At 65.9% G+C, this 23,490-nt stretch carries 21 protein-coding genes; 13 read left to right on the top strand and 8 right to left on the bottom strand.

The features are described 5' to 3' along the window. Nucleotides 1–28: 28 nt before the first annotated feature. Nucleotides 29–883 (top strand): ATPase, encoded by an 855-nt coding sequence (locus QKY98_RS19380; RefSeq protein ID WP_074585017.1) that lies wholly within the window; start codon nt 29–31, stop codon nt 881–883. On the opposite strand, the gene QKY98_RS19385 is transcribed toward QKY98_RS19380, so the two are convergent. The 4 genes from QKY98_RS19385 to QKY98_RS19400 are packed head-to-tail and all read right to left on the bottom strand — an operon-like array spanning nt 864 to nt 5,486. Beyond that, nucleotides 864–1,928, bottom strand: a complete 1,065-nt coding sequence (locus tag QKY98_RS19385; RefSeq protein ID WP_284671420.1) for an ion transporter — start codon at nt 1,926–1,928, stop codon at nt 864–866. The genes QKY98_RS19380 and QKY98_RS19385 overlap by 20 nt on opposite strands. Further along, nucleotides 1,925–2,485: a cob(I)yrinic acid a,c-diamide adenosyltransferase gene (locus tag QKY98_RS19390; RefSeq protein WP_027603025.1), complete on the bottom strand. Its 561-nt coding sequence runs from the start codon at nt 2,483–2,485 to the stop codon at nt 1,925–1,927. The genes QKY98_RS19385 and QKY98_RS19390 overlap by 4 nt, the downstream gene beginning before the upstream one ends. 21 nt (nt 2,486–2,506) lie before the next feature. Next, on the bottom strand, nt 2,507–4,528 hold the full coding sequence (locus QKY98_RS19395; RefSeq protein ID WP_027598529.1) for a sensor histidine kinase: 2,022 nt from the start codon (nt 4,526–4,528) through the stop codon (nt 2,507–2,509). Nucleotides 4,529–4,571: 43 nt separating this feature from the next. After that, on the bottom strand, nt 4,572–5,486 hold the full coding sequence (locus QKY98_RS19400; RefSeq protein ID WP_074585019.1) for a putative 2-dehydropantoate 2-reductase: 915 nt from the start codon (nt 5,484–5,486) through the stop codon (nt 4,572–4,574). A 123-nt stretch (nt 5,487–5,609) separates the two neighbouring features. Between QKY98_RS19400 and QKY98_RS19405 the strand changes: the two genes are divergently transcribed. Continuing rightward, entirely contained in the window at nt 5,610–6,089 is a 480-nt protein-coding gene (locus QKY98_RS19405; protein WP_017640080.1) for a YajQ family cyclic di-GMP-binding protein, read from the top strand. A 98-nt stretch (nt 6,090–6,187) separates the two neighbouring features. After that, complete coding sequence (locus QKY98_RS19410) at nt 6,188–7,060, top strand: mechanosensitive ion channel family protein (RefSeq protein ID WP_044342171.1); 873 nt, start codon at nt 6,188–6,190, stop codon at nt 7,058–7,060. A gap of 33 nt (nt 7,061–7,093) precedes the next feature. On the opposite strand, the gene QKY98_RS19415 is transcribed toward QKY98_RS19410, so the two are convergent. Both QKY98_RS19415 and QKY98_RS19420 read right to left on the bottom strand, forming a co-directional pair. Next, on the bottom strand, nt 7,094–8,815 hold the full coding sequence (locus tag QKY98_RS19415) for an AmpG family muropeptide MFS transporter (protein ID WP_027598532.1): 1,722 nt from the start codon (nt 8,813–8,815) through the stop codon (nt 7,094–7,096). Nucleotides 8,816–8,843: 28 nt separating this feature from the next. Next, on the bottom strand, nt 8,844–9,182 hold the full coding sequence (locus QKY98_RS19420) for an MGMT family protein (RefSeq protein ID WP_007161930.1): 339 nt from the start codon (nt 9,180–9,182) through the stop codon (nt 8,844–8,846). A 240-nt stretch (nt 9,183–9,422) separates the two neighbouring features. Here QKY98_RS19420 and QKY98_RS19425 point away from each other — a divergent pair, with 240 nt between their 5' ends. From QKY98_RS19425 to pncB, 10 genes are all read left to right on the top strand, one after another. After that, nucleotides 9,423–10,430 (top strand): DUF481 domain-containing protein, encoded by a 1,008-nt coding sequence (locus QKY98_RS19425; protein WP_027598533.1) that lies wholly within the window; start codon nt 9,423–9,425, stop codon nt 10,428–10,430. A gap of 151 nt (nt 10,431–10,581) precedes the next feature. Beyond that, nucleotides 10,582–11,049 (top strand): FxsA family protein, encoded by a 468-nt coding sequence (locus QKY98_RS19430; protein WP_027598534.1) that lies wholly within the window; start codon nt 10,582–10,584, stop codon nt 11,047–11,049. A 189-nt stretch (nt 11,050–11,238) separates the two neighbouring features. Next, nucleotides 11,239–11,532, top strand: a complete 294-nt coding sequence (locus QKY98_RS19435) for a co-chaperone GroES (protein WP_007161933.1) — start codon at nt 11,239–11,241, stop codon at nt 11,530–11,532. Between the two features lie 39 nt (nt 11,533–11,571). Then, complete coding sequence (gene groL / locus QKY98_RS19440) at nt 11,572–13,212, top strand: chaperonin GroEL (RefSeq protein WP_027598535.1); 1,641 nt, start codon at nt 11,572–11,574, stop codon at nt 13,210–13,212. A gap of 197 nt (nt 13,213–13,409) precedes the next feature. Continuing rightward, the gene (locus tag QKY98_RS19445; protein ID WP_007161935.1) at nt 13,410–14,084 is read left to right on the top strand and encodes a response regulator transcription factor; all 675 of its coding nucleotides are present in this window, start codon (nt 13,410–13,412) and stop codon (nt 14,082–14,084) included. A 2-nt stretch (nt 14,085–14,086) separates the two neighbouring features. Next, on the top strand, nt 14,087–15,376 hold the full coding sequence (locus tag QKY98_RS19450) for a sensor histidine kinase (protein ID WP_284671421.1): 1,290 nt from the start codon (nt 14,087–14,089) through the stop codon (nt 15,374–15,376). Between the two features lie 91 nt (nt 15,377–15,467). Continuing rightward, a complete protein-coding gene (locus QKY98_RS19455; protein WP_027598537.1) occupies nt 15,468–16,154 on the top strand; it encodes a class I SAM-dependent methyltransferase in 687 nt (228 codons plus the stop codon). A gap of 28 nt (nt 16,155–16,182) precedes the next feature. Further along, the gene (locus QKY98_RS19460; RefSeq protein ID WP_007161938.1) at nt 16,183–16,881 is read left to right on the top strand and encodes a lipopolysaccharide kinase InaA family protein; all 699 of its coding nucleotides are present in this window, start codon (nt 16,183–16,185) and stop codon (nt 16,879–16,881) included. Beyond that, nucleotides 16,878–17,096, top strand: coding sequence for a hypothetical protein (locus QKY98_RS19465; protein WP_027598539.1), 219 nt, complete (start codon nt 16,878–16,880; stop codon nt 17,094–17,096). Before QKY98_RS19460 ends, QKY98_RS19465 begins: the two co-directional genes overlap by 4 nt. An 83-nt stretch (nt 17,097–17,179) precedes the next feature. Continuing rightward, nucleotides 17,180–18,382 carry a nicotinate phosphoribosyltransferase gene (pncB, locus tag QKY98_RS19470; protein ID WP_027598540.1) on the top strand — a complete coding sequence of 401 codons (1,203 nt, stop codon included), beginning with the start codon at nt 17,180–17,182 and terminating at the stop codon, nt 18,380–18,382. Nucleotides 18,383–18,584: 202 nt separating this feature from the next. On the opposite strand, the gene selO is transcribed toward pncB, so the two are convergent. Then, the gene (selO, locus tag QKY98_RS19475) at nt 18,585–20,045 is read right to left on the bottom strand and encodes a protein adenylyltransferase SelO (RefSeq protein ID WP_144956026.1); all 1,461 of its coding nucleotides are present in this window, start codon (nt 20,043–20,045) and stop codon (nt 18,585–18,587) included. A 30-nt stretch (nt 20,046–20,075) separates the two neighbouring features. Next, entirely contained in the window at nt 20,076–23,420 is a 3,345-nt protein-coding gene (gene mscK / locus QKY98_RS19480; RefSeq protein WP_144956023.1) for a mechanosensitive channel MscK, read from the bottom strand. Nucleotides 23,421–23,490: the final 70 nt, after the last annotated feature.

Consider the following 23,490-nt stretch of genomic DNA (forward strand, 5'->3'; position numbering starts at 1 on the left):
TCTTCCTGCCTTTGCTCACAGGTCTGCCATGCGCAACGATCTTCTCGATGAAATGGATAACGTCCCGAGTCTGACGCCGGAGCGTGACGATCGCCGTCCCGCGGGTCGCCGGTCGGTCGAAGCCGAGGAGGTCTATCGCGAGCCCACGGCCGGTCATGCGCGCGCGGTACGCCGTGGCCCGTCCACCGCGCCGCTGTGGGTGCTGGTCGCGGCCCTGACTCTGGCCCTGGCCGGGGTCGCCTGGTGGAGTCATCAGCAACTGGTGCTGATGCAGGAGCAGGTGGTGGCCACCCAGGAAAACTTCGCGCGCATCAGCGAAGACGCCCAGGGTCGCCTGAGGGACATCTCCGGCAAGCTGGTGGAAAGTGAATCCTCCGGCACCACCAGTCGCGAGGCGCTGCTGCTGCAGGTCAAGACCTTGCAGACCAAGGTCGCCGAACTCACCCGCCAGCAGCAGGGGGTGACGGACAACCAGCAGGCCCAGGACAACCGTCTGCAGAATCTCTCTACCGCGGTCCAGACGGTGCAGACCGGCAGTGGCGAGGTAGATACCCGCCTCAAGGCCCTGGCCGATGAGCAGACCGCGCTGAAGAACGGCCTGGCGCAGACCGCCAGCCTGACCGAGCAGGTCGCCAGCCTCACCGCGCAGAACAAGGCGCTGCAGGCCGACATCGCCGCGCTGAAGAAGCCCAGTGCTCAGAATCAGGCCCTGGGCGAGATGCAGCAGGACCTGCTGGTGCTGCGCAGCGAGCTGGATGCGCGCCCGGTGGGCCCGGACAGCAAGGAATTCGACGCCTTCCGCCTGCAGACCACCCGCAACATCACCACCCTGCAGACCCAGGTGCAGAATCTGCAGCAGCAGATCAGCGCCGGGGCGCGTTGATCGGATCGATCTCGCTGCGCTGCCATTCCTGCGGCCAGAGCTCGCCATCGAGTTGATCGAGCCGGCGCTGCAGGACCTTCTGCTTGAACACCTCGAGGATCTCCACCAGCACCTCGTCCAGGGCATTGTCCTGGGCGCCGCTGGGCAGACTCTGATCGAAGCCGTGATCGGCCAGGCGACTGGCCAGGGCGCGGAAGTCGCGGGTGCGCAGGCTGGCCGCCGCCTCCCTGACCAGGCCGTTGACGATATCGGTGAGCACCCCGTCCAGGGTGTCGGCCAGGCGCTCGCCCATGGGTAGGCGCTTGAGTCGGGCCAGATCGGGATTCTCGTTCAGGGCGCGTTGCACCACGTCGCCAACCAGGCGCTCCAGGGTGGCGCGATTCTGGCTATAGCCCTGTTCCACCATGGTCTGGATGCGCAGCGCCATGCCGTCGATCAGCCGCTGCTTGCGCGGGCGGATGACGCGGTCGATCACGCTCTGGGAGAAGTCGTCGCGGGTGTTGAGTTCGTCCTGCAATTCGCCGCAGATCTTGATCATCACCCGGTCGGACAGGTCTTCCATGAGCAGCTGGTAGTAGTGGTTGAACAGCCGATAGGGCCGCCAGCCGCGCATGTCGATCAGCCCCAGGCGTTGCAGGCGCAGCAGCAGCGAGACGATGCGCAGCGCCCGCAGCAGGCGGAAGCCGCCCAAGGGGATGCAGCCGAGCACGTCGTACCAGTGGATGAAGGGGTAGTGGTACCAGCGCGCGTGGCGGCGCTCGATCACCGCCACCAGCCAGCCGAGCAGCACGTCGGCGATGAAGAAGGCGACGAACACCAGGTCGATGCGCGTGAAATGGGCGTGGATGCGTTCGCCATAGAAGGCGTGGAAGCCGGGCAACACCGCAGCCAGGGCCTGGTTGAGCGGTCCCAGGGCATAGAGGCTGTCGAACAGGATCAGCGCCAGGTTCACGCAGACCAGGATCAGGATCAGGCCGTCCCAGAGCGCCAGCAGGCCCTCGTGGCGGCGCGGCGGTGGCGCGGCGGGTGCGGCCGGCGCGCTCATGGCCGCGCGGCCTGCCAGAGCACCTCGCTCACCCCCTGGCGCCGGGCGACGATGCGGGCGGCGACGAACAGCAGGTCGGACAGGCGATTGAGATAGGGCAAGCCCTGGCCCTCCAGCGGCTCCACCGCATGCAGGCTGCGGCAGCGGCGCTCGGCGCTGCGCGCCAGGGTGCGGCAGACATGGGCCTGGGCCACGGCGCGCGAGCCGCCGGGCAGGATGAAATTCTCCAACGGCCCCAGCTCGGCGTTCCACCGATCGATGGCGCCCTCCAGGCGTTCGATCTCCACCGGTTGCAGGGCGCGATAGCTGGGCATGGCCAGTTCGCCACCGAGGTCGAACAGGCGGTGCTGACAGGGCGCCAGAAGCTCGCTCACCTCGGCCAGGCGGGCGTCCTCGGCCAGCTCGGCGAGCAGCAGACCCAGGGCACTGTTGAGCTCATCCACCGCGCCGATGGCCTCGATGCGCGGATGGTCCTTGGGTACCCGGCTGCCGTCGGCCAGGCCGGTGTCGCCGGCGTCGCCCTGGCGGGTGTAGATCTCGGTGAGGCGAAAACCCATGGCGCAGCTCCTGATGAGGTCCTAGGCCGCGTCGAAGTCGGCCTGGACGAGGGGCAGGCGCAGGGTGAAGCAGGTCCCTACGCCGGGCGTGGAGTGCACCTCCATCTGCCCCTTGTGGTTGTTGGTGATGATGAAATACGACACCGACAGGCCCAGACCGGTGCCCTGACCCACCTCCTTGGTGGTGAAGAACGGCTCGAAGATGCGCTTGCAGATGTCCTCGGGGATGCCGATGCCGTTGTCTTCCACCTGGATCTCGGCCCAGCCGCCGCGCAGCTTGGTGCGCAAGGTGATGCGGCCGTATTCGCCTTCTTCCTCGTCATCGCGCAGGTGGATGGCCTGGGCGGCGTTCTTCAGCAGGTTGAGCAGCACCTGCTCCAGTTCGTTGCCGATCACCGGCACCGGTCCCAGCGCCGGATCGAATTCGCGGATGATCGACAGGGTGCGGAAGTCGAAGCCCTCGGCCAGGTCGAAGTCGTTGCCGGCGATCTCGATGGCCTGGTCGATCAGCGGCGGCAGTTCGCTGGCTTCCATCTTGCGATTGCTGCGGCGACTGAAGGCCAGCATGTGGCTGACGATCTTGGCCGCACGGCTGCCGGCCTGGTGGATGCCGTCGAGCAGCCGCGGGATCTGCCGGCTCTCCAGGTAGCAGTTCACCGCATTGAGCTCGACACCGGATTCGGCGGCCTGCTCGACGTTCTTCGGCAACTCCGGCGACAGCCGCCGACGGATGTTCTGCACGTTGTGCAGGATGGCGCCCAGCGGATTGTTGATCTCGTGGGCCATGCCGGCGGCGAGGCCGCCCACCGAGAGCATCTTTTCGGACTGCACCATCATCTCTTCCATGTTCAGGCGCTGGGTGATGTCGTCGATGCGGATCACCACGCCACGCCCGGCGCCGCCCATCAGCGGGTAGAAGGTCAGGGTGTAGTGCCGCGGGGTATCGGTCAGCGCCCAGGTCACCCGTTCCACCTTTTCCACCCGCAGCAATTCGGCGGTGCGACTCAGCTGCGGCAGGAACGGCTTGAGCGAGGGAAAGGCCAGGAACACCGGCTGGTTCAGCGCCTCGTCCAGCTGGGTGCCGGAGAGGTGGGTGGCCTCCTGGTTCCACTGGGTGACGTAGAACTGCTCGTCCACGGCGATCAGCGCCGAGGGCATGGAGTCGATGATGCTGTTGAGGTAGTTCTGGAAGCCGGTGAGCTTCTTCTCGATCTTGCCGCGGACCTGCACCTCCAGCTCCAGCTTGCGGTTGGAGCGGCGAGTCTCCTCGGCCAGGCTCTGGGCCTGCAGCACCGCGTACTGGGCGTCGTCGCGGGCGCGCTTGAGTTGCTGCTCGCGGCCCTGGATGCGGCCGAGCATGGTGTTGAAGGATTCCGCCAGGCGGCCCAGTTCGTCTTCGCTGCCCTTGCTGGCGCGCAGCGAATAGTTCTCCTCGCGGGTCACCTGGCGCGAGAGTTCTTCCAGTTCGCGGATCGGCAGGGTGATGAGTCTCTTGATCTGCCGCGCCACCACCAGCCAGAGCAGGATACTGAAGGTCAGGATCGCCAGACTGGCGGTCAGGGTGCCGCGGTAGAAGGCCCCCGGCAGTTCGCTGCTGGCCACCAGCAGCAGATGCCCGGGAGCGCCCTCGGGACGCGGCAGCTCCACCAGCAGATTGGTGCGGAATTCGCGCAGGCGCCAGGTCTGCAGCTCTTCGAAGCGCGCCGGCACCTGCAGCCGATCGCCATTGTGCAACTCGGCCAGGCGCTGGCCCTGGCTGTCGTAGACCGCGGCCAGGCGCAGCGGCGCATAGCCGTCCAGCTGGCGCAGCTGCACCTCGGCCGCCGCCGGCGAGGCCAGCACCTCGCGGCTGAGCACCGGGCTGGCGAACAGCCGGCCCAGGGTCTGCAGCGCCTGGGGTGCCACGCTCTCCTGGGAGATCCAGTAGGCGGCGCTGATAAAGGTCACATTGGCTACCACCAGCACCGCGATCATCATCACCAGCAGGGCAGCCAGCAACTTGCGGCCGACCGGGAGATTCTTCAGGCGTTTGGCGAGGATCATGGCGCAGCCGTGGCAACAGGGAAGCGGGCAGGGTAGCCCGCTGCTAATCGACGGGCAATCCACGCTCCGCGAGCCGGACCTGCAGGCGCTGCTGCAGCTCGGTCAGGTGCGGCACCGGCAGGCGCAGCCGTCCGGCGATCGGCAGGGCGTGGCCGAGCAGGTAGCTCACCTCGGTGCGCTGGCCGCGCTCCACGTCCTGCAGCATCGAGGAGCGGTTGTTGGCCGTGGCGGCGATCACCGCCTCGACCTCCTGCTGCAGCCCCTGGGCCGCCGGGGCGAGTCCCATGGCTTCCAGCAGCGCCGCGAGTTCGTCGCAGAGCGCCGTGACCTCCGGCAGATGCTGGCGCAGTTCGCCGTTGCGGCAGCGATAGAGCACGGTCAGCGGATTGATGGCGCAGTTGATCGCCAGCTTGCGCCACAGGCGGGCGTCGATGTCGTCGGTCCAGCGCACCGGGAAACCCAGCTCGGCGAGGGTATCCAGCCAGGGCGGCGGGGTGTGGCTGCCGAGCTGGTCGCCGATCCAGATTTGCCCGGCACCGGCCGCGACCACATGGAAATCGGTCTCGCGATAGGCTCCCTCGGTGGTGCTGGCTCTCAGGCAGCGCGCCCGCGGTACCCGGGCGGCCACGGCGTCCTGGCTGCCCAGGCCGTTCTGCAGCAGCAGGATCTCGGCTTCCGGTTCCAGGCGCGCGGCGACGCTGGCGATGGCCTCTTCGGCGTCGTAGCTCTTGCAGGCGAGGATCAGCCGGCGGATCGGATTGCCGGCCTCGGGCGTCTCGGCCGGCAGCGGATAGAGGCTGGTGGTGTCGCCTTCGCTGAGTTGCAGGCCGCCGCGGGCGCGATACTGCGCCAGGCGCGTGCGATCTCGCAGGATCAGCCGGACCGGCTCGCCACCGCGAAACAGCCGCGCGGCCCAGAGTCCGCCGAGACTGCCGGCGCCCAGCACGTGCCAGCTCACAGCTGTGACTCCAGTGTCGATTCCTTGCGCATGGTCGGATTCCTGAGGAAGAGGGCCAGTCGTTATAATGGTCGGTCAGGCTGCAGCGTCAAGGCTGCCCCACCCCAACCGAGGAGAAAATCCATGCCTTCCTTCGACGTCGTATCGGAGCTGGACAAGCACGAAGTCACCAACGCCGTGGACAACGCCATGAAGGAGCTCGAGCGCCGGTACGACCTGCGCGGCAAGGGCAGCTTCGAGGCCAAGGACCTTACCGTCACCCTGACCGCCGACGCCGATTTCCAGCTCGAGCAGATGCTGGAGATCCTCAAGGTCAACCTGGCCAAGCGCAAGATCGACGTCCAGTGCCTGGAGGTCAAGGACGCCTATGCCTCCGGCAAGACCGTGAAGCAGGAGACCACCCTGCGCGAGGGCATCGACAAGGAGCTGGCGAAGAAGATCGTCGCCCTGATCAAGGACAGCAAGATCAAGGTCCAGGCCGCCATCCAGGGCGAACAGGTGCGCGTCACCGGCAAGAAACGCGACGAATTGCAGGAGGTCATCGCCCTGCTGCGCGGCCAGTCCCTGGGCATGCCGCTGCAGTTCGACAACTTCCGCGACTGAGCCGCGTTTCGGAACCTCTCGGGCTACCGTCCGTCGCACATAGGGCGCCGCCATTCAGGCCGCGCCCGACTTTTTTCTTGTGCGTGGAGAGGTAGACGATGGATTTGAGTGCCCAGACCGATCACCTGCTGACGGCCTTCATGGCCTGGCTACCGGTGATCCTGCAATATTGCGGCAAGGTGGTACTGGCCCTGATCACCCTGTGGATCGGCTGGTGGATCATCAATCGCCTGACCGGGCGACTGGCCGCGCTGTTCACCGCGCGGCACATGGACCAGGCCCTGGAAACCTTCGTGGTGACCCTGGTCAACATCGGTCTCAAGGTCATGCTGGTGATCAGCGTCGCCTCCATGATCGGCATCGCCACCACCTCCTTCGTCGCCGCCCTCGGCGCCGCCAGCCTGGCCATCGGCCTGTCGCTGCAGGGCAGCCTGGCCAACTTCGCCGGCGGGGTGCTGATCCTGCTGTTCCGGCCGTTCAAGATCGGCGACTACATCGAGGCCCAGGGCGTGCAGGGCACCGTGGATTCGATCCAGATCTTCCACACCGTGCTGCGCACCGGCGACAACCGCACCGTCACCGTGCCCAACGGCAACCTGTCCAACGGCATCATCACCAACCAGTCGCGCCAGGCGACGCGGCAGATCGTCTTCGACGTCAAGGTCGGCTACGACGCCGATCTGCAGAAGGCCAAGCAGGTGCTGGCCGACATGGCCAAGGATCCGCGGGTGCTGGAGACGCCGCCACCCGCCATCGTGGTGGCTGGCCTGGGCGACACCTTCATCACCGTGTCGCTGCGCTGCTGGACCGCCAACAGCGATTTCTGGGGCACCCAGTTCACCTTCAACGAGCAGATCCGCGATCGCCTGCGGGCCGAAGGCATCGACATCGCGCTGCCCAGCCGGGTGGTCAAGGTGATCGACGACAAGGGCGACGAGCGCGCCACCGCGGCCGCGCGCGGCGAAGCCTAGGGCAGGCCGGGGCGGCCATAGGCCGCCCCGGTCTCAGTGGCCGCTGCCGGAAGGACCGCTGGGTATCGCGGTCCGCCGCTGGCGCAGCCAGAGCACCGCGATCAGCAGCAGCGTCGGCACCCCCATCAGGGCGGTCAGCGAGAAGAACGAGCTGTAGCCGACGTGCTCGACCATGGCCCCCGAGTAGCCGCCCAAGAGCCGCGGCAACAGCAGCATCAGCGAGCTGAGCATGGCGTACTGGGTGGCCGAGAATCTGAGGTTGGTCAGACTCGACAGGTAGGCGACAAAGGCCGAGGTGGCCATGCCGCCACTGACGTTGTCGGCGCAGATGGTGGCGATCAGCAGCGGCACGTTGGCGCCGGTGGAGGCGATCACCACGAACAGCAGATTGGTCAGCGCCGAGGCGGCGCCGCCGAGAAAGAGGATCGGCAGGATCCCCACCCGGGTGATCAGCACGCCGCCCAGGCCCGCGCCGAACAGGGTCATGAACACCCCGAAGATCTTGCTGACGCCGGCGATGGTTTCCTTGCTGTAGCCCACGTCGATATAGAAGACACTGGCCATCACGCCCATGACCGTGTCCGACAGCCGATAGGTGGAGATCAGGCCGAGCAGCAGCAGCGCCTGCCACTGGTAACGCTGGATGAATTCAGTGATGGGCGTCAGCACCGGTGCCATCAGCCGGCGCCCCGGCGCGGTGAGGCAGAGCCAGGCGATCAGGCCGTACATCAGGCCGCGCGGCCAGTAGCCGCCGGCCAGCGCCGACAGGCCACCGGTGACGGCGACGATGAGCACGATCAGCAGGATCACCGAGACCATCTGGTGGACGAAGTCGAAGCGCGGCAGCTCTTCGGCATTGGCCGCATCGCGCAGTCGCAGCGGTTCGCGCATGCGCCGCATGAGATCGCTCAGCGGCTTGGAGCAATAGCGCCCCCAGGGCGACAGGCAGCCGACGATGAACAGGCTGTAGAGCAGGGCGCGCGGCCAGGCCTGGGCGATGGCGGCATTGATGGCGGCGGGGATGGAGACCAGCATCACCAGCAGCAGGGCGACCGCCACCAGCTGGTGATTGAAGCCGAAGCGCGATTCCGCCATGGCCATGGGCGCCACCGGCTCGGGCTCGCGGATCAGCAGGCTGGTGACCAGGCCGGGCAGGACCAGCAGGGCGAACAGCATATAGGTGGTGGCCCAGGCGTTCTGGCTGTAGCCCAGGCGGGACGAGCCCAGTTCCTCGGCGAGAAACAGCGCGCCGGCGCTGGCCAGCAGGGCGGCGATGCGATAGCCGGTCATGTAGCAGGCGGCGAGGGCGGCCTGGCGGTCATCGCTGGCGATCTCCAGGCGATAGGCGTCCACGGCGATGTCCTGGGTGGCCGAGGCGAAGGCCACCAGCACCGCCAGGGCGATCAGCTGCTCCAGGTGCTGCTGCGGATTGCACAGCGCCATGCCGATCAGCCCCAGACCCACCAGGATCTGCGACAGCACCAGCCAGGAGCGGCGACGGCCGAGCTTGCCGATCAGCGGTAGCTTCCAGAGGTCGAGCATGGGCGACCAGACCCACTTGAAGGCATAGGCCAGGCCGATCCAGCTGGCGTAGCCGATGGTCTCGCGACTCACGCCCGCTTCGCGCAGCCAGACCGACAGGGTGGAAAACACCAGCATGGCCGGCAGGCCCGCGGCGAAGCCCAGCAGCAGCAGGGCCAGGCAGGCCCTGGATTTGTAGGTGGTGACGGCTTCACGCCAGAAACGTGCAAACATGCCCTTGGGCTCGGAAAAAACGCGCACTCTACTCGACACTCTCAGCTGGATTCCACCGGTACCGACGCATGTCCACCCGGTCCTCGTGCAGCAGCACGCCCTCGGCCCGCAAACGCTCGCGTTGCTCCCGGCCGGAGGGGCTGTCGCGGGTCAGGCTCGGGCGGCCGTCCGCGGCGATCACCCGGTGCCAGGGCAGGGCACTGCCCTCGGGCAGGCGTCCCAGCACCCAGCCCACCCAGCGCGCGCCGCGACCGAGGCCGGCGAGCTCCGCCAGCTGGCCATAGCTGACCACCCGTCCCGCGGGAATGGCGGCCAGCGCCAGGAAGACGGCCTGACGCCGGGGTTCGAGGGGAGGGGATGCGCTCATGACGCCCTGCTGCTCCGGGGGAGAAGAGTGCCAGTGTGCCGAAAAGTTTGGTTACGGTGGTGCTGAAACGTGTCGAGCTGCCACATTCTCCCAAGACGTCCGACCTTTGGGCAGTATTTGCGGAAACTTGCCTAACTTTTACCCAGGAACGGTTGCGCGGGTCTCCGGCACCCGGATAATCGCGCCCCTCTCGTTTCGTTACCTTTCCACCCAAGTCCACCCAAAGGTGTCCTGGTGCCCATGCGTTTTCGATTGCTCTCCTCGCTCGCGCTGTTGTCACTCGCCTCCTTCGCCCATGCCGATACCGTCTGGCTGAAGAACGGCGACCGCCTGACCGGAACCATCAAGCTGCTCGACAGCAAGAAGCTGCTCCTGCAGACCGAATACGGCGGCAACATTCCCCTGTCCTGGGACAAGATCAAGACCCTGCAGCGTGACAAGCCCGTCATCGTCCAACGCGGCAAGTACGAACCCGATTTCCCGGTGGAAAGCCTCAAGCCGGCCGATGACGGTCAGGTGGTGGTCAGCACCGCCGATGGCCAGCAGACCGTGCCCCTGGCCAGCATCACCCAGATCGTGCCGCCGCGTCCCTTCCTGCGCGACTTCGCCTGGAAGGGCAACATCGACGCCGGTCTGGACTACATCAGCTCGTCCCAGGACAGCGAAAAGTACGACATCGACTTCAAGACCCAGGCCCGGCACGGCATGTGGCGGCACAACGCCAACGGCAGCTATGACCGCTACAAGACCGACGACGTGGTCTCGACCAGCAAGTACGGTCTGCAGTACGCCCTGGATCGCTTCTTCGACGAGAAATTCTTCTGGCAGGGCCGCGCCGAATACAAGCGCGACTGGATCCAGGACCTGGCCAAGCAGCGCACCCTGGGTACCGGTCCCGGTTACCAGTTCTGGGACAACGAGCTGGGTGCCTTCTCCCTTACCGGCCTGCTCAACCACAACCGTTACGAGTACTCGGACGGCGGCTCCGACCAGTTCCTCTCGGCGAGCGTGAAGTGGGACTACAACCGCTACCTGTACGGCCAGACCATCCAGTTCTTCACCAATGGTGAACTGGGCCGGCCGCTGGACAACACCGCCAACTTCACCTTCGACGGCGATGTCGGCCTGAGATACAAGGTGACCAACTGGGCGTCGCTGAACCTCAAGGCGTCCAAGGAACTGACCAGCGGTGCCGAGGGCAACGTCAACCAGACCGAGTACACCGCCGGTGTCGGCGTGTCCTGGTAACGTCATGTTTCCCTAGGCAGGCGCCAATCCGTCAAGGCCGCGATTTTCGCGGCCTTTGCGTTTCCGGGCGGCGTCGGGCGGCCACCTTGAAATCGGCTCGGCCGCCTCCATCTCCTGACTTTCAACCGGCTTCCACCGTGAAGGACCCGAGATGCGCGTGACCGCCTTACTCTTCTTGCTGTTCCCCTTTGTGGAACTGGCCGTACTCATCAAGATCGGCAGCGAAATCGGCGTGCTCGCCACCTTCGCCCTGCTGTTGCTGAGCTTTCTGGTCGGCGTCGCCCTGCTGCGCGTCGCCGGCTTCACCACCCTCTGGCGCATCCGCATGCGCCTGGCCCAGGGGCAGATGCCGGAGCAGGAGGTCATCCAGGGTCTGACCCTGGCGATCGCCGGCGCCCTGCTGATCTTTCCGGGCTTCATCAGCGATGTCCTGGCGCTCGTCTGCCTCCTGCCGGTGACCCGCAAGGCCTTGCTGGGCGCGGTGATCGGCCGGGTGACCCGGCGCAACCCCGGTGCCCAGGGCTACCAAGGCCATCAGCCGGGCTCCGGTCAGGCCGCGCCCCATCGCCCCGAGGTCATCGAAGGTGAAGTGGTGCACCGCGACGAGCAAAAGCACTAAAAATTTTGCCCCCCGCCCTTGAAATGCCTGGCGACAACCTCATGTAGCGGACACCGCAAGGTTGTCGCCGCAAGGCGAGCAGGTTTCGCGTCCTGTCATGCACGGGGCGCACCCGGCGCAGCCGGTAAAAACAAACTGCCGATGCAGTCATCGGCGCTGGAAACACTTAGAACTTTGGGAGATACGACAATGGCGCTTCGTCCTCTGCATGATCGCGTTGTGATTCGTCGCAGCGAAGAAGAGACCAAATCCGCTGGCGGCATCGTGCTGCCGGGCTCGGCTGCCGAAAAGCCGAACCGCGGTGAAGTGGTTGCCGTAGGCACTGGACGCGTGCTGGACAACGGTGATGTCCGTGCTCCGGCGGTGAAAGTGGGTGACAAGGTGGTTTTCGGTCCCTATTCCGGCAGCAACGCCATCAAGGTCGATGGCGAAGAACTGCTGGTGATGGCTGAGTCCGAAATTCTGGCCGTCATCGAAGGCTGATCCCCGCTCACTTTTCGAATTTCTTAGAGGAAACAGAACATGGCTGCAAAAGACGTCAAATTCGGTGACTCCGCGCGCAAGAAGCTGCTGACCGGTGTCAACACCCTGGCCGACGCCGTCAAGGCCACCCTCGGCCCGAAAGGCCGCAACGTAGTGCTGGAGCGTAGCTTCGGTGCTCCCCTGATCACCAAGGACGGCGTTTCCGTCGCCAAGGAGATCGAGCTCAAGGACAAGATCGAGAACATCGGCGCCCAGCTGGTGAAAGACGTGGCCTCCAAGGCCAACGACGCTGCCGGTGACGGCACCACCACCGCCACCGTGCTGGCCCAGGCCATCGTCACCGAAGGCCTGAAGTCCGTGGCCGCCGGCCTGAACCCGATGGATCTGAAGCGCGGCATCGACAAGGCCACCGCGGCCGTCGTCGCCGAGCTGAAGAACCTGTCCAAGCCCTGCGCCGACAGCAAGGCCATCGCCCAGGTAGGCACCATCTCCGCCAACTCCGACGACAGCATCGGCAACATCATCGCCGAAGCCATGGAGAAGGTCGGTAAAGAAGGCGTCATCACCGTCGAAGAAGGCTCGGGCCTGGAAAACGAACTGTCCGTCGTCGAAGGCATGCAGTTCGACCGTGGCTACCTGTCGCCCTACTTCATCAACAAGCCCGACACCATGTCCGCCGAGCTGGACAGCCCGCTGCTGCTGCTGGTCGACAAGAAGATCTCCAACATCCGCGAACTGCTGCCGGTGCTGGAATCCGTCGCCAAGGCCGGTCGCCCGCTGCTGATCGTCGCCGAAGACGTCGAAGGCGAAGCCCTGGCCACCCTGGTGGTCAACAACATGCGCGGTATCGTCAAGGTCGCTGCCGTCAAGGCGCCCGGCTTCGGTGATCGTCGCAAGGCCATGCTGCAGGACATCGCCATCCTGACCGGCGGTACCGTCATCTCCGAAGAAGTCGGCCTGAGCCTGGAAAGCACCACCCTGGAGCACCTGGGTCAAGCCAAGCGTGTGGTCCTGAACAAGGAAAACACCACCGTCATCGACGGCGCTGGCGTCGAAGCCGACATCCAGGCCCGTATCAAGCAGATCCGTGCCCAGGTCGAAGAAACCTCTTCCGACTACGACAAGGAGAAGCTGCAAGAGCGTCTGGCCAAGCTGGCTGGCGGTGTTGCCGTGATCAAGGTTGGCGCTGCCACCGAAGTCGAGATGAAAGAGAAGAAGGCCCGCGTTGAAGACGCCCTGCACGCGACCCGTGCTGCGGTGGAAGAAGGCGTGGTGCCTGGCGGCGGTGTCGCCCTGGTGCGTGCCCTGGAAGCTCTGAAAGACCTGAAAGGCATCAACGAAGAGCAGAACGCCGGTATCAACATCCTGCGTCGCGCCGTCGAAGCGCCCCTGCGCCAGATCGTGACCAACGCCGGTGACGAAGCCTCCGTCGTGCTGGACAAGGTCAAGCAGGGCAGCGGCAACTATGGCTACAACGCCGCTACCGGCGAATACGGCGACATGCTGGAATTCGGCATCATCGACCCGGCCAAGGTGACCCGCAGCGCGCTGCAGGCCGCTTCCTCCATCGCCGGTCTGCTGATCACCACCGAAGCCATCGTGGCTGAGCTGCCGAAAGACGACGCAGCCCCGGCCATGCCCGACATGGGCGGCATGGGTGGCATGGGCGGCATGATGTAAGAACCGCTCCGGCCCTAGGGCCGAGCCGAACCCCGGTGCTCCTCGCGGACACCGGGGTTTTTTATGGCCGGTGATCCTCGATGCTCCCACCCTGCGCGCCGCCGCCGCGCTGGTCGCGGTCGCCGGGGCCGGTTAGGCTCTGTGCCGAACAGACGACAACGAGGCCCGCAGCGGACTCGGGCAATGAGGTCAGCGACATGCGTATCCTGGTGGTAGAAGACAACAAGGACATCCTCAGCAACCTGCTGGATTACCTCAGCCTCAAGGGCTACAGCGTGGATTGCGCCCAGGATGGCTTGTCCGGGCTGCACCTGGCCGCAACCGAACACTATGACCTGCTGATCCTCGACATCATGCTGCCCGGCATCGATGGCTACACCCTCTGCCAGCGGTTGCGCCAGGATGCCCGCCGCGATACCCCGGTGATCATGCTCACCGCTCGCGATCAGCTCGATGATCGCCTGGAAGGCTTTCGCTCCGGCGCCGACGACTATCTGGTCAAGCCCTTCGCCCTGTCCGAACTGGCCGCTCGCGTCGAGGCGGTGATGCGCCGGGCCAAGGGCGGCGGACGCCGCCAGCTGCAGGTCGCCGATCTCAGCTATGACCTGGACACCCTGGAGGTCAGTCGCGCCGGCAAGCCGCTCAAGCTCAATCCCATCGGCCTCAAGATCCTCGCCCTGCTGATGCAGAAGTCGCCCCACGTGGTGCGGCGCGAGGTGCTGGAAGAGGCGGTGTGGGGCGAGGACTACCCCGACAGCGACAGCCTGCGCAGCCACGTCCACCAGTTGCGCCAGGTGATCGACAAGCCCTTCGAGCAGCCGCTGCTGCGCACCATTCACGGGGTGGGCTACAAACTGGTCGAGCAGGAGTAGCCATGGAATACCACCTGAGCCTGTCACGGCGGATCGTCATCGCCTTCGTGCTGATGACCTTCCTGGTCGGCGGGGTGTTTTCCCTGGGCATCGTCGCGGTGGTGCACACCGTGGAAGAGCGGCTGATCTCCACCGACCTGCGCAACGAACTGGAGCGCATGGTGCAGCGCGACATGAAACGCGGCGGCCAGCCGGTGCTGGACCCGGACATGCGCCTGTATTTCGTGCCCCTCGCCGAGGTGGCGCAGTTGCCTGCCCACCTGCGCGAGTTGCCGGCCGGCTTCAGCGAGGTGGAGGAGGACCAGCAGTACTTCTATGCCTATGTGGCCGAGCTGGAGGGCAATCACTTCGTCCTGCTGCAGAATCAGAGCGACTTCGAGGCGCGCGAACGGCTGCTCTACAAGGTGGTGCTGGTCGGCTTCCTGATCAGCGTGGCTCTGGCCTGGCTGCTGGGCTGGGCGCTGTCGCGGCGGGTGATCGCCCCGGTGGTGCGGCTGGCGCGTCAGGTGCGCCGGCGTGATCAACTGCTCGATGTGACGCCGCCCCTGGCGCCGGACTATGCCAAGGACGAGGTCGGCGAGTTGGCCGGCGCCTTCGACGACGCCCTGAATCGCCTGCGCGCCGCCCTGGCCCGGGAGCGCCTGTTCACCAGCGACGTCAGCCACGAGTTGCGCACCCCGCTGATGGTGATCAATTCCTCCTGCGAGCTGCTCGAGGCCACGCCGGACCTGCCAGCCCGGGCGAAGGGGCCGCTGGAGCGCATGACCCGCGCGGCGCGGGAGATGCAGGAGCTGGTGCAGACCTTTCTCGCCCTGGCGCGCAATCAGGGCGACAACGACACCCAGGCGCCGCGTGCCACCCTGGCCCAGGTGGCGCGGCGCCAGACGCAGGAATGGCAGGCGGCGGTGGAAGCCAAGGGCCTGCAGTGGCGGCTGAGCGTGGCGCCGGAGGCCGACCAGGCGCTTTGGCACGAGCCCTTCCTGCGCTCGGTGATGAGCAATCTCCTACGCAATGCGCTGCACTATACCGAGCGGGGCTATATCGGCCTGCAGGTCGGAGCGGACGGCTTCGTGGTGGAAGACAGCGGCGTGGGCATTCCCGAGGAGCAGCGCGAGGCGATGTTCCAGCCCTTCGTGCGGGGCGCCGAGGGGCGTGGCGAAGGCCTCGGGCTGGGGCTGTCGCTGGTCCGCAGGATCTGCCAGCTGCAAGGCTGGACCGTGGCCCTGGGTGACAGCGCGGCGGGTGGCTGTCGCTTCGAGATAGCGCTGGGCAGCGACAGCCTAGCGGACTGAGGTTACAGAATTTTCACAACGCCTTGACCGCGGTTTGACAGCGGCCTGGGTAGGGTGGCGGCACTTCTCCACTCCCTCAGGAGCCGCCTCCGTGAAAGCGCCCATCGACCTGCCCTTTTCGCAAAAGTACGACGCCGACCACGCCCGCCAGTATTACCTGAAGCATCAGGACGGCCTGGCCCGGCGCCTGTCCAACTGGCGCGACCAGCAGCTCGCCCGGCAGGCCCTGAGCATCGCCGGCCAGCCCAATCTGGTGCTGGATCTGCCCAGTGGCGCCGGCCGCTTCTGGCCGCTGCTGGCGGAGAAGCGCAATCGCCTGATCATCGGTGCCGACTACTCGGAAAACATGCTGGCCACCGCCCGTGAACAGCAGCCCGCGGACGTCGTGGCCCGGGTGAAGACGCTACAGACGTCGGCTTTCGCTATCGACCTGTCCGACAATTCTGTAGATTGCATCTTCTGTATGCGTTTGTTTCACCACGTGGGCGAATCGGCGGACCGTCTGGCCCTGCTGCAGGAGTTCCACCGGGTGACCCGCGACAGCGTCATCCTGTCGCTGTGGGTGGACGGCAACTTCAAGGCCTGGCGGCGTCAGGCACTGGAACGTCGTCGCAAGGCTCAGGGCCGCGACCGCGGCGGTTATCAGAACAGATTCATCGTCGAGCGCAGCCAGTTCGAGGCGGAAGTCGCCCAGGCCGGCTTCGTCGTCGACCGGGCCCTGGACTTCCTGCCGGGCTATGCCATGTGGCGGGTCTACGTCCTGCGCAAGGCCAATTGAAGCTATTTCAGAATAAGAGAGGCAGCCGATGGGAGCCGTGACGCAAGGCGAAGAGCGTTTCGATCGCTGGTGGAATACCGCGGGCGACTGGGTGGAAGCGCCCAACGTCCGCCGTGGTGGCGAAAGCGGTGTCCAGCGCCTGCAACTCCCTGACGGTACCCTGGCCTACGTCAAGCGCCAGGTCGGCCACCTCTATCGCAGCCTGCGTCACCCCCTGGGGCGTCCCACCGCCCTGCGCGAGCGCGATGCGCTGATCGCCTTTCGCGATCTGGGCATCCAGGTTCCCGAATTGCTGTTCTGCGATGCCCAGCATGCCCAGGGTGGCTGGCGCGCCCTGCTGGTGAGCGCGGCCCTGGAAGGCTACCAGGATCTCGATCACTGGTATGCCGAAGGCGGTGGCAAGGCGCTCAGCGAGGCCGAGCACGAGCGGTTCCTGGCCACCCTCGGTGAGGTGCTGGCGCGCATGCACCGGCATCGCTGGCAGCACGGTTGCCTCTATCCCAAGCACATCTTCGTCGCCGAACGAGCCGGTCCCCAGGGCAAGGAGTTCTCGGTGGCCCTGCTCGATCTGGAGAAATGTCGCCAGCGCCTCGGCATAGACACGGCCGCTCGTCGGGATATGCTGCAATTGCGCCGCCATTCGTCGTGGAATGCTGCGCAATGGCGAACTCTCCTCTACGTTTACCAACAGGCGTTGGGACGGAAGATCAGAGGGTTGGAGCCATGACTTCACAAATTACTCGAGGTTTACTGATCGCGGCTTTCTGCGGGGTCACCACCCTGGCCTATGCGAGCTGGCTACGGCCGGCAGCTGCAGTGGTGGGCAGCGAGGGTCTGGACTACTGCCAGACACCGGTCGCCCGCAGCCTGACCACCTCCAGCACCGGTAGCCAGGACCTGCTGCTGTTTCTCTTCGGCATGACCCAGACCCACAACCGCTAGGCCCCCGGGCGGTCAAGCGCCTTTCGCTTCCTCGGCAAGTTGGGCATCCTGTCGTCTGACTTCTAGCTGCCGAGCCCCCGCCAATGATGGCCGATAGTTTTTCCGAGCAGGCCGTGCAGAGCCTGCTGGACACCGACTTCTACAAGCTCACCATGATGCAGGCCGTCCTGCACAACTATCCCAATGCGGAAGTCGAGTGGGCCTTTCGCTGCCGCAACGACGAAGACCTGCGTCCCTACCACGCGGCCATTCAGGCCGAGATCGATGCCCTGGCCGATGTCGCCATCAGCGACAGCCAGCTGGCCTTTCTCGAGCGCATCCCCTTCATTACCCCCGACTTTATCCGCTTCCTGCGACTGTTCCGTTTCAATCCCTCCTATGTGTTCCTCGGCGAGGAGGAGGGGCGCTTCACCCTGACCCTGAAAGGCCCCTGGCTGCACCTGATCCTGTTCGAGGTGCCGATCCTGGCGCTGATCAGCGAGGTGCGCAATCGCCAGCGCCATGCCGACCTGCCGCTGCAGGTGGCCCGGGATCAGCTCTATCGCAAGTTCGACTGGCTGGCTCGGGAGGCGGGCGCCGACGAGCTGGCCGAATTCAAGATGGCCGACTTCGGCACCCGGCGGCGCTTCTCCTATGGCGTGCAGGAGATGGTGGTGCGCAGCCTCAGGGACGACTTCCCCGGTCGCTTCGTCGGCACCAGTAACGTCCACCTGGCCTGGAAGCTGGGCGTCGCGCCCCTGGGTACCATGGCCCACGAGTGGCTGATGGCGCACCAGCAACTGGGTCCGCGGCTGATCGACAGCCAGATCGCCGCCCTCGACTGCTGGGTACGGGAGTATCGCGGACAACTCGGCATCGCCCTGACCGACACCATCACCATGGAAGCCTTCCTGCGCGATTTCGATCTCTACTTCGCCAAGCTGTTCGACGGCCTGCGCCATGACAGCGGCGATCCCCTGCAGTGGGCGGAAAAGGCCATCGCCCACTATCAGCAGCTGGGCATCGACCCCCTGACCAAGACCCTGGTGTTTTCCGATTCGCTCAATCTGGAAAAGGCCCTCGCCCTGTTCCGGGCCCTGCGCGAGCGGATCAACGTGAGCTTTGGCATCGGCACCCATTTCACCTGCGACATCCCGGGGGTGCAGCCGATGAACATGGTGCTCAAGATGAGTCGCTGCAACGGCCAGCCGGTGGCGAAGATCTCCGACGCCCCGGGCAAGGCCCAGGGCGGCGAGCCGGACTTCCTGCACTATCTAAGGCACGTCTTCCAGGTCAACGGCGCCTAGCTACGGTTAGCTCTCAGAGCCTTTTTATAATCTCGCGAGCTAGAGACAAACAAGGCCTGGGCAGCCCCGCAAAAAGGCTTGAGGAAGCGGACCGGGCTCGCGCGCGAGTTTACGAGTGGTAAATGAGCATTCCGACGGGGCTGGCCTTCCAGAGCCTTTTCAACGCAGTTCGGCCGACGCGCAGCAGGTTATAAACAGGCTCTCAGGACGAGCAACTGATCTCCAGGTGCTTGCCCCAGTCCGGCGGCCGCTGGGCAAAGCGTTCGCGTCCCGGCTGGGCTTCGAAGGGGCGTGACAGCACCTCGTGCAGCAGGCGCACCTCGCTGTAGTCGCCCGCTTCGGCCTGCTCGATCGCCTGCTGGGCCAGGTAGTTGCGCAGCACATACAGCGGATTGACCGCGTTCATACGGGTGGTGCGCTCGGCCGCCGCGCCGCCTTCGGCGTCCAGGCGGGCGCGATAGGCCTGGCTCCAGTCGTCGAAGCCGCGCAGGTCGATGAAGTCCTCGCGCACCTGGGCCAGCGCCGCGGCGGGTTCGTCTTCGCCCAGCTGGCGGAAGAACAGGTGATAGTCCACGCCGCCCTGCTGCATCAGGGCCAGCAGGCGTTCGACCAGTTCCTGGTCTTCGTCGTGCGCTTCCTGCAGACCCAGACGCCGGCGCATCAGGTCGAGGTAGTGCGCCTGATACAGCGGCAGGAAGAGCGCGATGCTCTCCTGCAGCGTCTCGACCGCCACCTTGGGCGTCAGGGCCTGGGCCAGGGCCGCCAGGTTCCAGTGGGCGATGGGCACCTGGTTGCTGTAGGAGTAGCGCCCCGTGTGATCGGAGTGGTTGCAGATGAACTGGGCGTCGAAGTCGTCGAGAAAGGCGAAGGGGCCGAAGTCGAAGGTGAGACCCAGGATCGAGAAGTTGTCGGTGTTCATCACCCCGTGGCAGAAGCCATAGGCCTGCCAGTAGGCGATCAGCCGGGCGTTGCGTTCGACCACCTCGCGAAACAGCGCCGCCCAGGGTTCCGCGGTGCCCAGCAGCTCGGGGAAGTGCGCGGCCAGGACGTGTTCGCCCAGTTGCTCCAGCAGCGAGTGCTGGCGGGTGTAGTAGAAGTATTCGAAGTGGCCGAAGCGCACATGACTGGGGGCCATGCGCAACAGGGTGGCGCCGGTTTCCAGCCGCTCGCGCACCACCTGGGTGCTGGAGCCGATCACGCACAGGGCGCGGGTGGTCGGGATGCCCAGGGCGTGCAGGGCCTCGGAGGCGAGGAATTCGCGGATCGAGGAGCGCAGCACGGCGCGGCCGTCGCCCATGCGCGAGAAGGGCGTGAGGCCGGCGCCCTTGAGGTGCAGATCCCAGTGCTCGCCGCGGTCGTTGACCACCTCGCCCAGCAGCAGGCCGCGGCCATCGCCGAGGCGGGGGTTGTAGGAACCGAACTGATGGCCGGAATAGACCATGGCCCGGGGCTCGGCGCTGTCCCAGAGCTGGGCCCCGGCGAACACCTGGGTGAACTCGGGCGTCTCGGCCACCGCCGGATCCAGGTCCAGCAGGGCCAGGGCGGCGGGCGAAGCGACCACCAGCCGCGGATCGTCCAGCGGCCGGGGGTCGATACGGGTGGAGAAGTCATCGCCCAGCCGGGCGAATCTGTTGTCGAAGGTCAGGTCGAGCAGCTGTTTCATGGGTCTCCCGAACTATCCGCGCAGGGGCCGTCAGGCCTTGGGTGGCTTGGGATCCTCGGCCTCCTGCTGGGCATCCCCTTCAGTTAGGAGAGGCTTTTTGCCCAGTTGTTTCTCCGCTCCGTGTCGATTCTTCAGGGTGATCTCCATCTGCGGCGTGGACAGCAGGTTGATGCCGGCGTCGCGCAGCAGCTGGTCGACCCGGCGGATCAGCTCATCGGTGGCGGCGCTGCGATCGCCCAGTTCCCGGACATAGATGCGCAGTTCGTGATCCAGGGTGGTGGCGCCGTAGTGGGTGACGAACAGCGAGGGTTCGGGGTCGTGGAGCACCCGCGCATTCTCCTTGACCGCCTGCATGATCAGCTGTTGCGCCTGGGCCAGGTCACTGCCGCGATTGACGCCGAAGGTCAGCACGATACGGGTGACGGTGTCGGTCAGCGTCCAGTTGATCAGCTGGCTGGTGACGAAGGTCTTGTTCGGCACCACCACCGACTTGCGGTCGGCGTCGGTGATATGGGTGGCGCGGATGCGGATCTTGTTCACCGTACCGGTCACGTTGCCGATGGTGATGAGATCACCGACGCGCACCGGGCGCTCGAAGAGGATGATCAGGCCGGAGATGAAGTTACCGAAGATCTCCTGCAAGCCGAAACCCAGACCGACCGAGAGGGCGGTGGCCAGCCACTGCAGCTTGTCCCAGCTCACCCCCAGGGTCGCCAGGGTGGTCACGGTGCCGAAGCCGACGATGACGTAGGAGAGCAGGGTGGTGGTGGCGTAGGCGCTGCCCTGGGCCAGATTCAGCCGCGACAGCACCAGCACCTCCAGCAGGCCCGGCAGGTTGCGCGCCAGGGCGACGGTGAGACCGGCGATCACCAAAGCGATGATGAACACCCGCAGCGTCAGGGGTACCTGGGTGGCGGCGGCGCCGGTACCGCTGGTGTACTGGTAGAGGGTGACGTTGTCCAGGTAGGAGAACACCGCCACCACATCGGCCCAGACCAGGTAGAGCACGCCGAGGAAGGCCAGCAGCAGGGTCAGGCGCAGCAGGCGCGAGGACTGCTGGTTGACCTGTTCCATGTCCAGGGTCGGCTCCTGCACCACCTCGACGCCCTCGGCGTCTTCCTGCTGCGCCTGGCGCTTCTGGATGGCGCGCTGGTAGGCCAGGCGTCGCGCGGCCACGCTCAGGCCGCGGGCCAGGGTGGCTTCGAGGATGATCCAGGCCATCAGCACATAGAGGGTGTCCACCAGCCGATCGGTGAGCTTGAGCGCGGTGTAGTAGTAGCCAAAGAGCACGGCGAAGAACAGCACGGCCGGAATGGCGGTGATCATCAGGCCGAGCAGCAGGCGGAAGAACGGCAGGCGCTCGCGGGCGGTGGCATTGAGCAGGGAGCGACCGAGCATCCAGGCCAGGCTGGCATAGGCGACCAGCACGATGAGGATGCCGAGGACGTCGTCGGCGAGGCCGGCGAGCTGGCGCTCGGCGATGGCCACCACCGCCATCAGCGCCAGGGCCAGCAGACCCACCCGTCTGACCAGCCGGCGCAGCGACTGCGCCTGGGGCCGCGCCCAGCGGAAGTGGGTCTCGGCCACGCCGCCGGAGGCCAGCAGGCGATACACCGTGTAGAACACCAGCCAGCCGGCGGCGATCTCCAGCAGCGCCGCACCGATGGCGGCATTGACCCCGCGTTCGTCACCCTCCAGGGCCACGCCGCCCAGCCAGAGCACCAGACTCGCCGGCAGGCCCAGCAGGATGGTGAGCAGGATGGCCTGGGGAGTGTGCAGCTGGCTGTCCCGCTGATAGTGGCCGATGTCCTGGTTGAGCTTGTTGACCCGCCCATGGATGCGCGGGCGTTGCCAGATCAGGGTGGCGAAGGCCAGTACCAGCGGCAGCAGCAGCAGCGGCCGCTCGGCCAGACCGACATAGAGTTCGTGCAGGCTTGAGCCCCAGGGCACGTCGCGCAGCTGCTGCAGCAGCTTGCGAGGCGCGGTCTTGACCCAGTTCCAGTCCAGCGGCTTGTTGCTGGGAATCCAGAACATCTGCTCGTCGAGGGTGCCGCGCAGGCTGGTGATGGTGCTGCGCAGCTGGTTCTGGTTGAGCTGCAGATCGATGGATTCGCTGAGCAGAGCATTGAGCTCGGTATTGAGACGCTCCTGCAATTCGCTGCGGGTCTTGAGCAGGTCGAGCAGTTGCTGACGCAGCTGCGGGGTGGCCTTTTCCGGCGGCTGCTGGGCCAGCAGATTGTCGACATAGCCTTCCGGATTGGCGATCTGGGCGCGCTGCTGATTGAGTTCGAACTGATAGAGGCGCAGATCGGCGATGTCGTCGGTGAGGTCCTTGTTGACCTTGACCGAGGGCAGCGCCGCCCGCTGCTGATAGAGCAGCTTGGACAGCAGCACGCTGCCCTTGAGCACGCCGATCTGCTGTTCCATGTTCTCGGTGGTCTGCTTGAGCTGATCCAGCTGCTGGCGCGACTCGAGATTGCGGCGATTGAGGTCGTTGAGGCGATCGGTGGCGCGCAGCAGGTAGTCGGACAGTTGCAGATTGAGCCCGGTCTCCTGGGACAGCACATCGTCCCCGGCGGTCTTTTCCGATTCGCGCGAGGCTTCGGCCAGGGTCTTTTCCGATTGCTGGCGGCGCTTGCCGCTGATCAGCGTCTGCAGGTCCAGGGTCTCCTGCTCGTAGCGCTTGACCTGCTCGGTGAAGAGTTCGCGGCGGATGGCGCCCAGATCCTGCAGCACACTGTTGCCGGCCAGTTCCTGGCGAAGCAGCTGGATCTGCGCATTGGCGGCCGCCTGTTCCGCCAGCAACTGCCCGCGCCGCTCGGCGGTGAGGGGCTTGGCGTTCTCGCGTCCGGCCTTGAGCAGATCGGCGATCTGCTGCAGACGCGTCTGCAGATTGGCGATGTCCACCTGGGCGCGCTCGGGACGGGTCTGGGCGTTGATCACCAGACTGTTGGCCGCATTGAGGTCGTCCTGCACGCTGTTGAGCGCCAGGCTGGTCTCGCTCAGGCGCTGTTCCAGGGCCTGGGGTGTGGCGCCGGCATAGCGCTGTTCGGCCGGCTTGATCGGCTCGGCGCGCAGCCGTGCCAGTTGCCGCTGGGCGTCCTTGGTCTGCTGCGGCGCCTGGGCCAGTTGCTGGCGCAGATCGGCCAGCTGCTTGACGTACTGGTCGCGCTGGTCGAGCAGCTTGAGGGTCTGCTGCAGGCTGTCCTGGGCGGCGCTCTGCTCGGGGGCGGGCAGCTTGCGATCGGCCAGGCCGTTCAGATTCTGCTGCACCTGCTGGGCATCCGGCGGCCCGGAATCCTGAGCGACGGCGGGAAGGGTGAACAGGCAGCCGCAGAGGGCGGCGGCGCGAAGCAGAGCGGACAGGCGGTGCATGCGGCAGGCGTCGGGCAGTGGAAAGGCGCGAGGTTAAAGCCAGGCTGCCTGGGGTGCAAGGTAACGTCCC

It is taken from the genome of Pseudomonas sp. HR1 (genome assembly GCF_030175875.1).
Taxonomy (GTDB): Bacteria; Pseudomonadota; Gammaproteobacteria; order Pseudomonadales; family Pseudomonadaceae; genus Chryseomonas; species Chryseomonas oryzihabitans.

What these genes read in the sequence shown, in the direction of transcription:
- QKY98_RS19385 (WP_284671420.1), bottom strand. Translation starts at nt 1,928, where the DNA reads ATGAGCGCGCCGGCCGCACCCGCCGCGCCACCGCCGCGCCGCCACGAG.
- QKY98_RS19450 (WP_284671421.1), top strand. Translation starts at nt 14,087, where the DNA reads ATGGAATACCACCTGAGCCTGTCACGGCGGATCGTCATCGCCTTCGTG.
- pncB (WP_027598540.1), top strand. Translation starts at nt 17,180, where the DNA reads ATGATGGCCGATAGTTTTTCCGAGCAGGCCGTGCAGAGCCTGCTGGAC.
- QKY98_RS19390 (WP_027603025.1), bottom strand. Translation starts at nt 2,485, where the DNA reads ATGGGTTTTCGCCTCACCGAGATCTACACCCGCCAGGGCGACGCCGGC.
- QKY98_RS19430 (WP_027598534.1), top strand. Translation starts at nt 10,582, where the DNA reads ATGCGCGTGACCGCCTTACTCTTCTTGCTGTTCCCCTTTGTGGAACTG.
- groL (WP_027598535.1), top strand. Translation starts at nt 11,572, where the DNA reads ATGGCTGCAAAAGACGTCAAATTCGGTGACTCCGCGCGCAAGAAGCTG.
- QKY98_RS19415 (WP_027598532.1), bottom strand. Translation starts at nt 8,815, where the DNA reads ATGTTTGCACGTTTCTGGCGTGAAGCCGTCACCACCTACAAATCCAGG.
- QKY98_RS19465 (WP_027598539.1), top strand. Translation starts at nt 16,878, where the DNA reads ATGACTTCACAAATTACTCGAGGTTTACTGATCGCGGCTTTCTGCGGG.
- QKY98_RS19395 (WP_027598529.1), bottom strand. Translation starts at nt 4,528, where the DNA reads ATGATCCTCGCCAAACGCCTGAAGAATCTCCCGGTCGGCCGCAAGTTG.
- QKY98_RS19380 (WP_074585017.1), top strand. Translation starts at nt 29, where the DNA reads ATGCGCAACGATCTTCTCGATGAAATGGATAACGTCCCGAGTCTGACG.
- QKY98_RS19435 (WP_007161933.1), top strand. Translation starts at nt 11,239, where the DNA reads ATGGCGCTTCGTCCTCTGCATGATCGCGTTGTGATTCGTCGCAGCGAA.
- QKY98_RS19420 (WP_007161930.1), bottom strand. Translation starts at nt 9,182, where the DNA reads ATGAGCGCATCCCCTCCCCTCGAACCCCGGCGTCAGGCCGTCTTCCTG.
- selO (WP_144956026.1), bottom strand. Translation starts at nt 20,045, where the DNA reads ATGAAACAGCTGCTCGACCTGACCTTCGACAACAGATTCGCCCGGCTG.
- QKY98_RS19405 (WP_017640080.1), top strand. Translation starts at nt 5,610, where the DNA reads ATGCCTTCCTTCGACGTCGTATCGGAGCTGGACAAGCACGAAGTCACC.
- QKY98_RS19410 (WP_044342171.1), top strand. Translation starts at nt 6,188, where the DNA reads ATGGATTTGAGTGCCCAGACCGATCACCTGCTGACGGCCTTCATGGCC.
- QKY98_RS19425 (WP_027598533.1), top strand. Translation starts at nt 9,423, where the DNA reads ATGCGTTTTCGATTGCTCTCCTCGCTCGCGCTGTTGTCACTCGCCTCC.
- mscK (WP_144956023.1), bottom strand. Translation starts at nt 23,420, where the DNA reads ATGCACCGCCTGTCCGCTCTGCTTCGCGCCGCCGCCCTCTGCGGCTGC.
- QKY98_RS19445 (WP_007161935.1), top strand. Translation starts at nt 13,410, where the DNA reads ATGCGTATCCTGGTGGTAGAAGACAACAAGGACATCCTCAGCAACCTG.
- QKY98_RS19460 (WP_007161938.1), top strand. Translation starts at nt 16,183, where the DNA reads ATGGGAGCCGTGACGCAAGGCGAAGAGCGTTTCGATCGCTGGTGGAAT.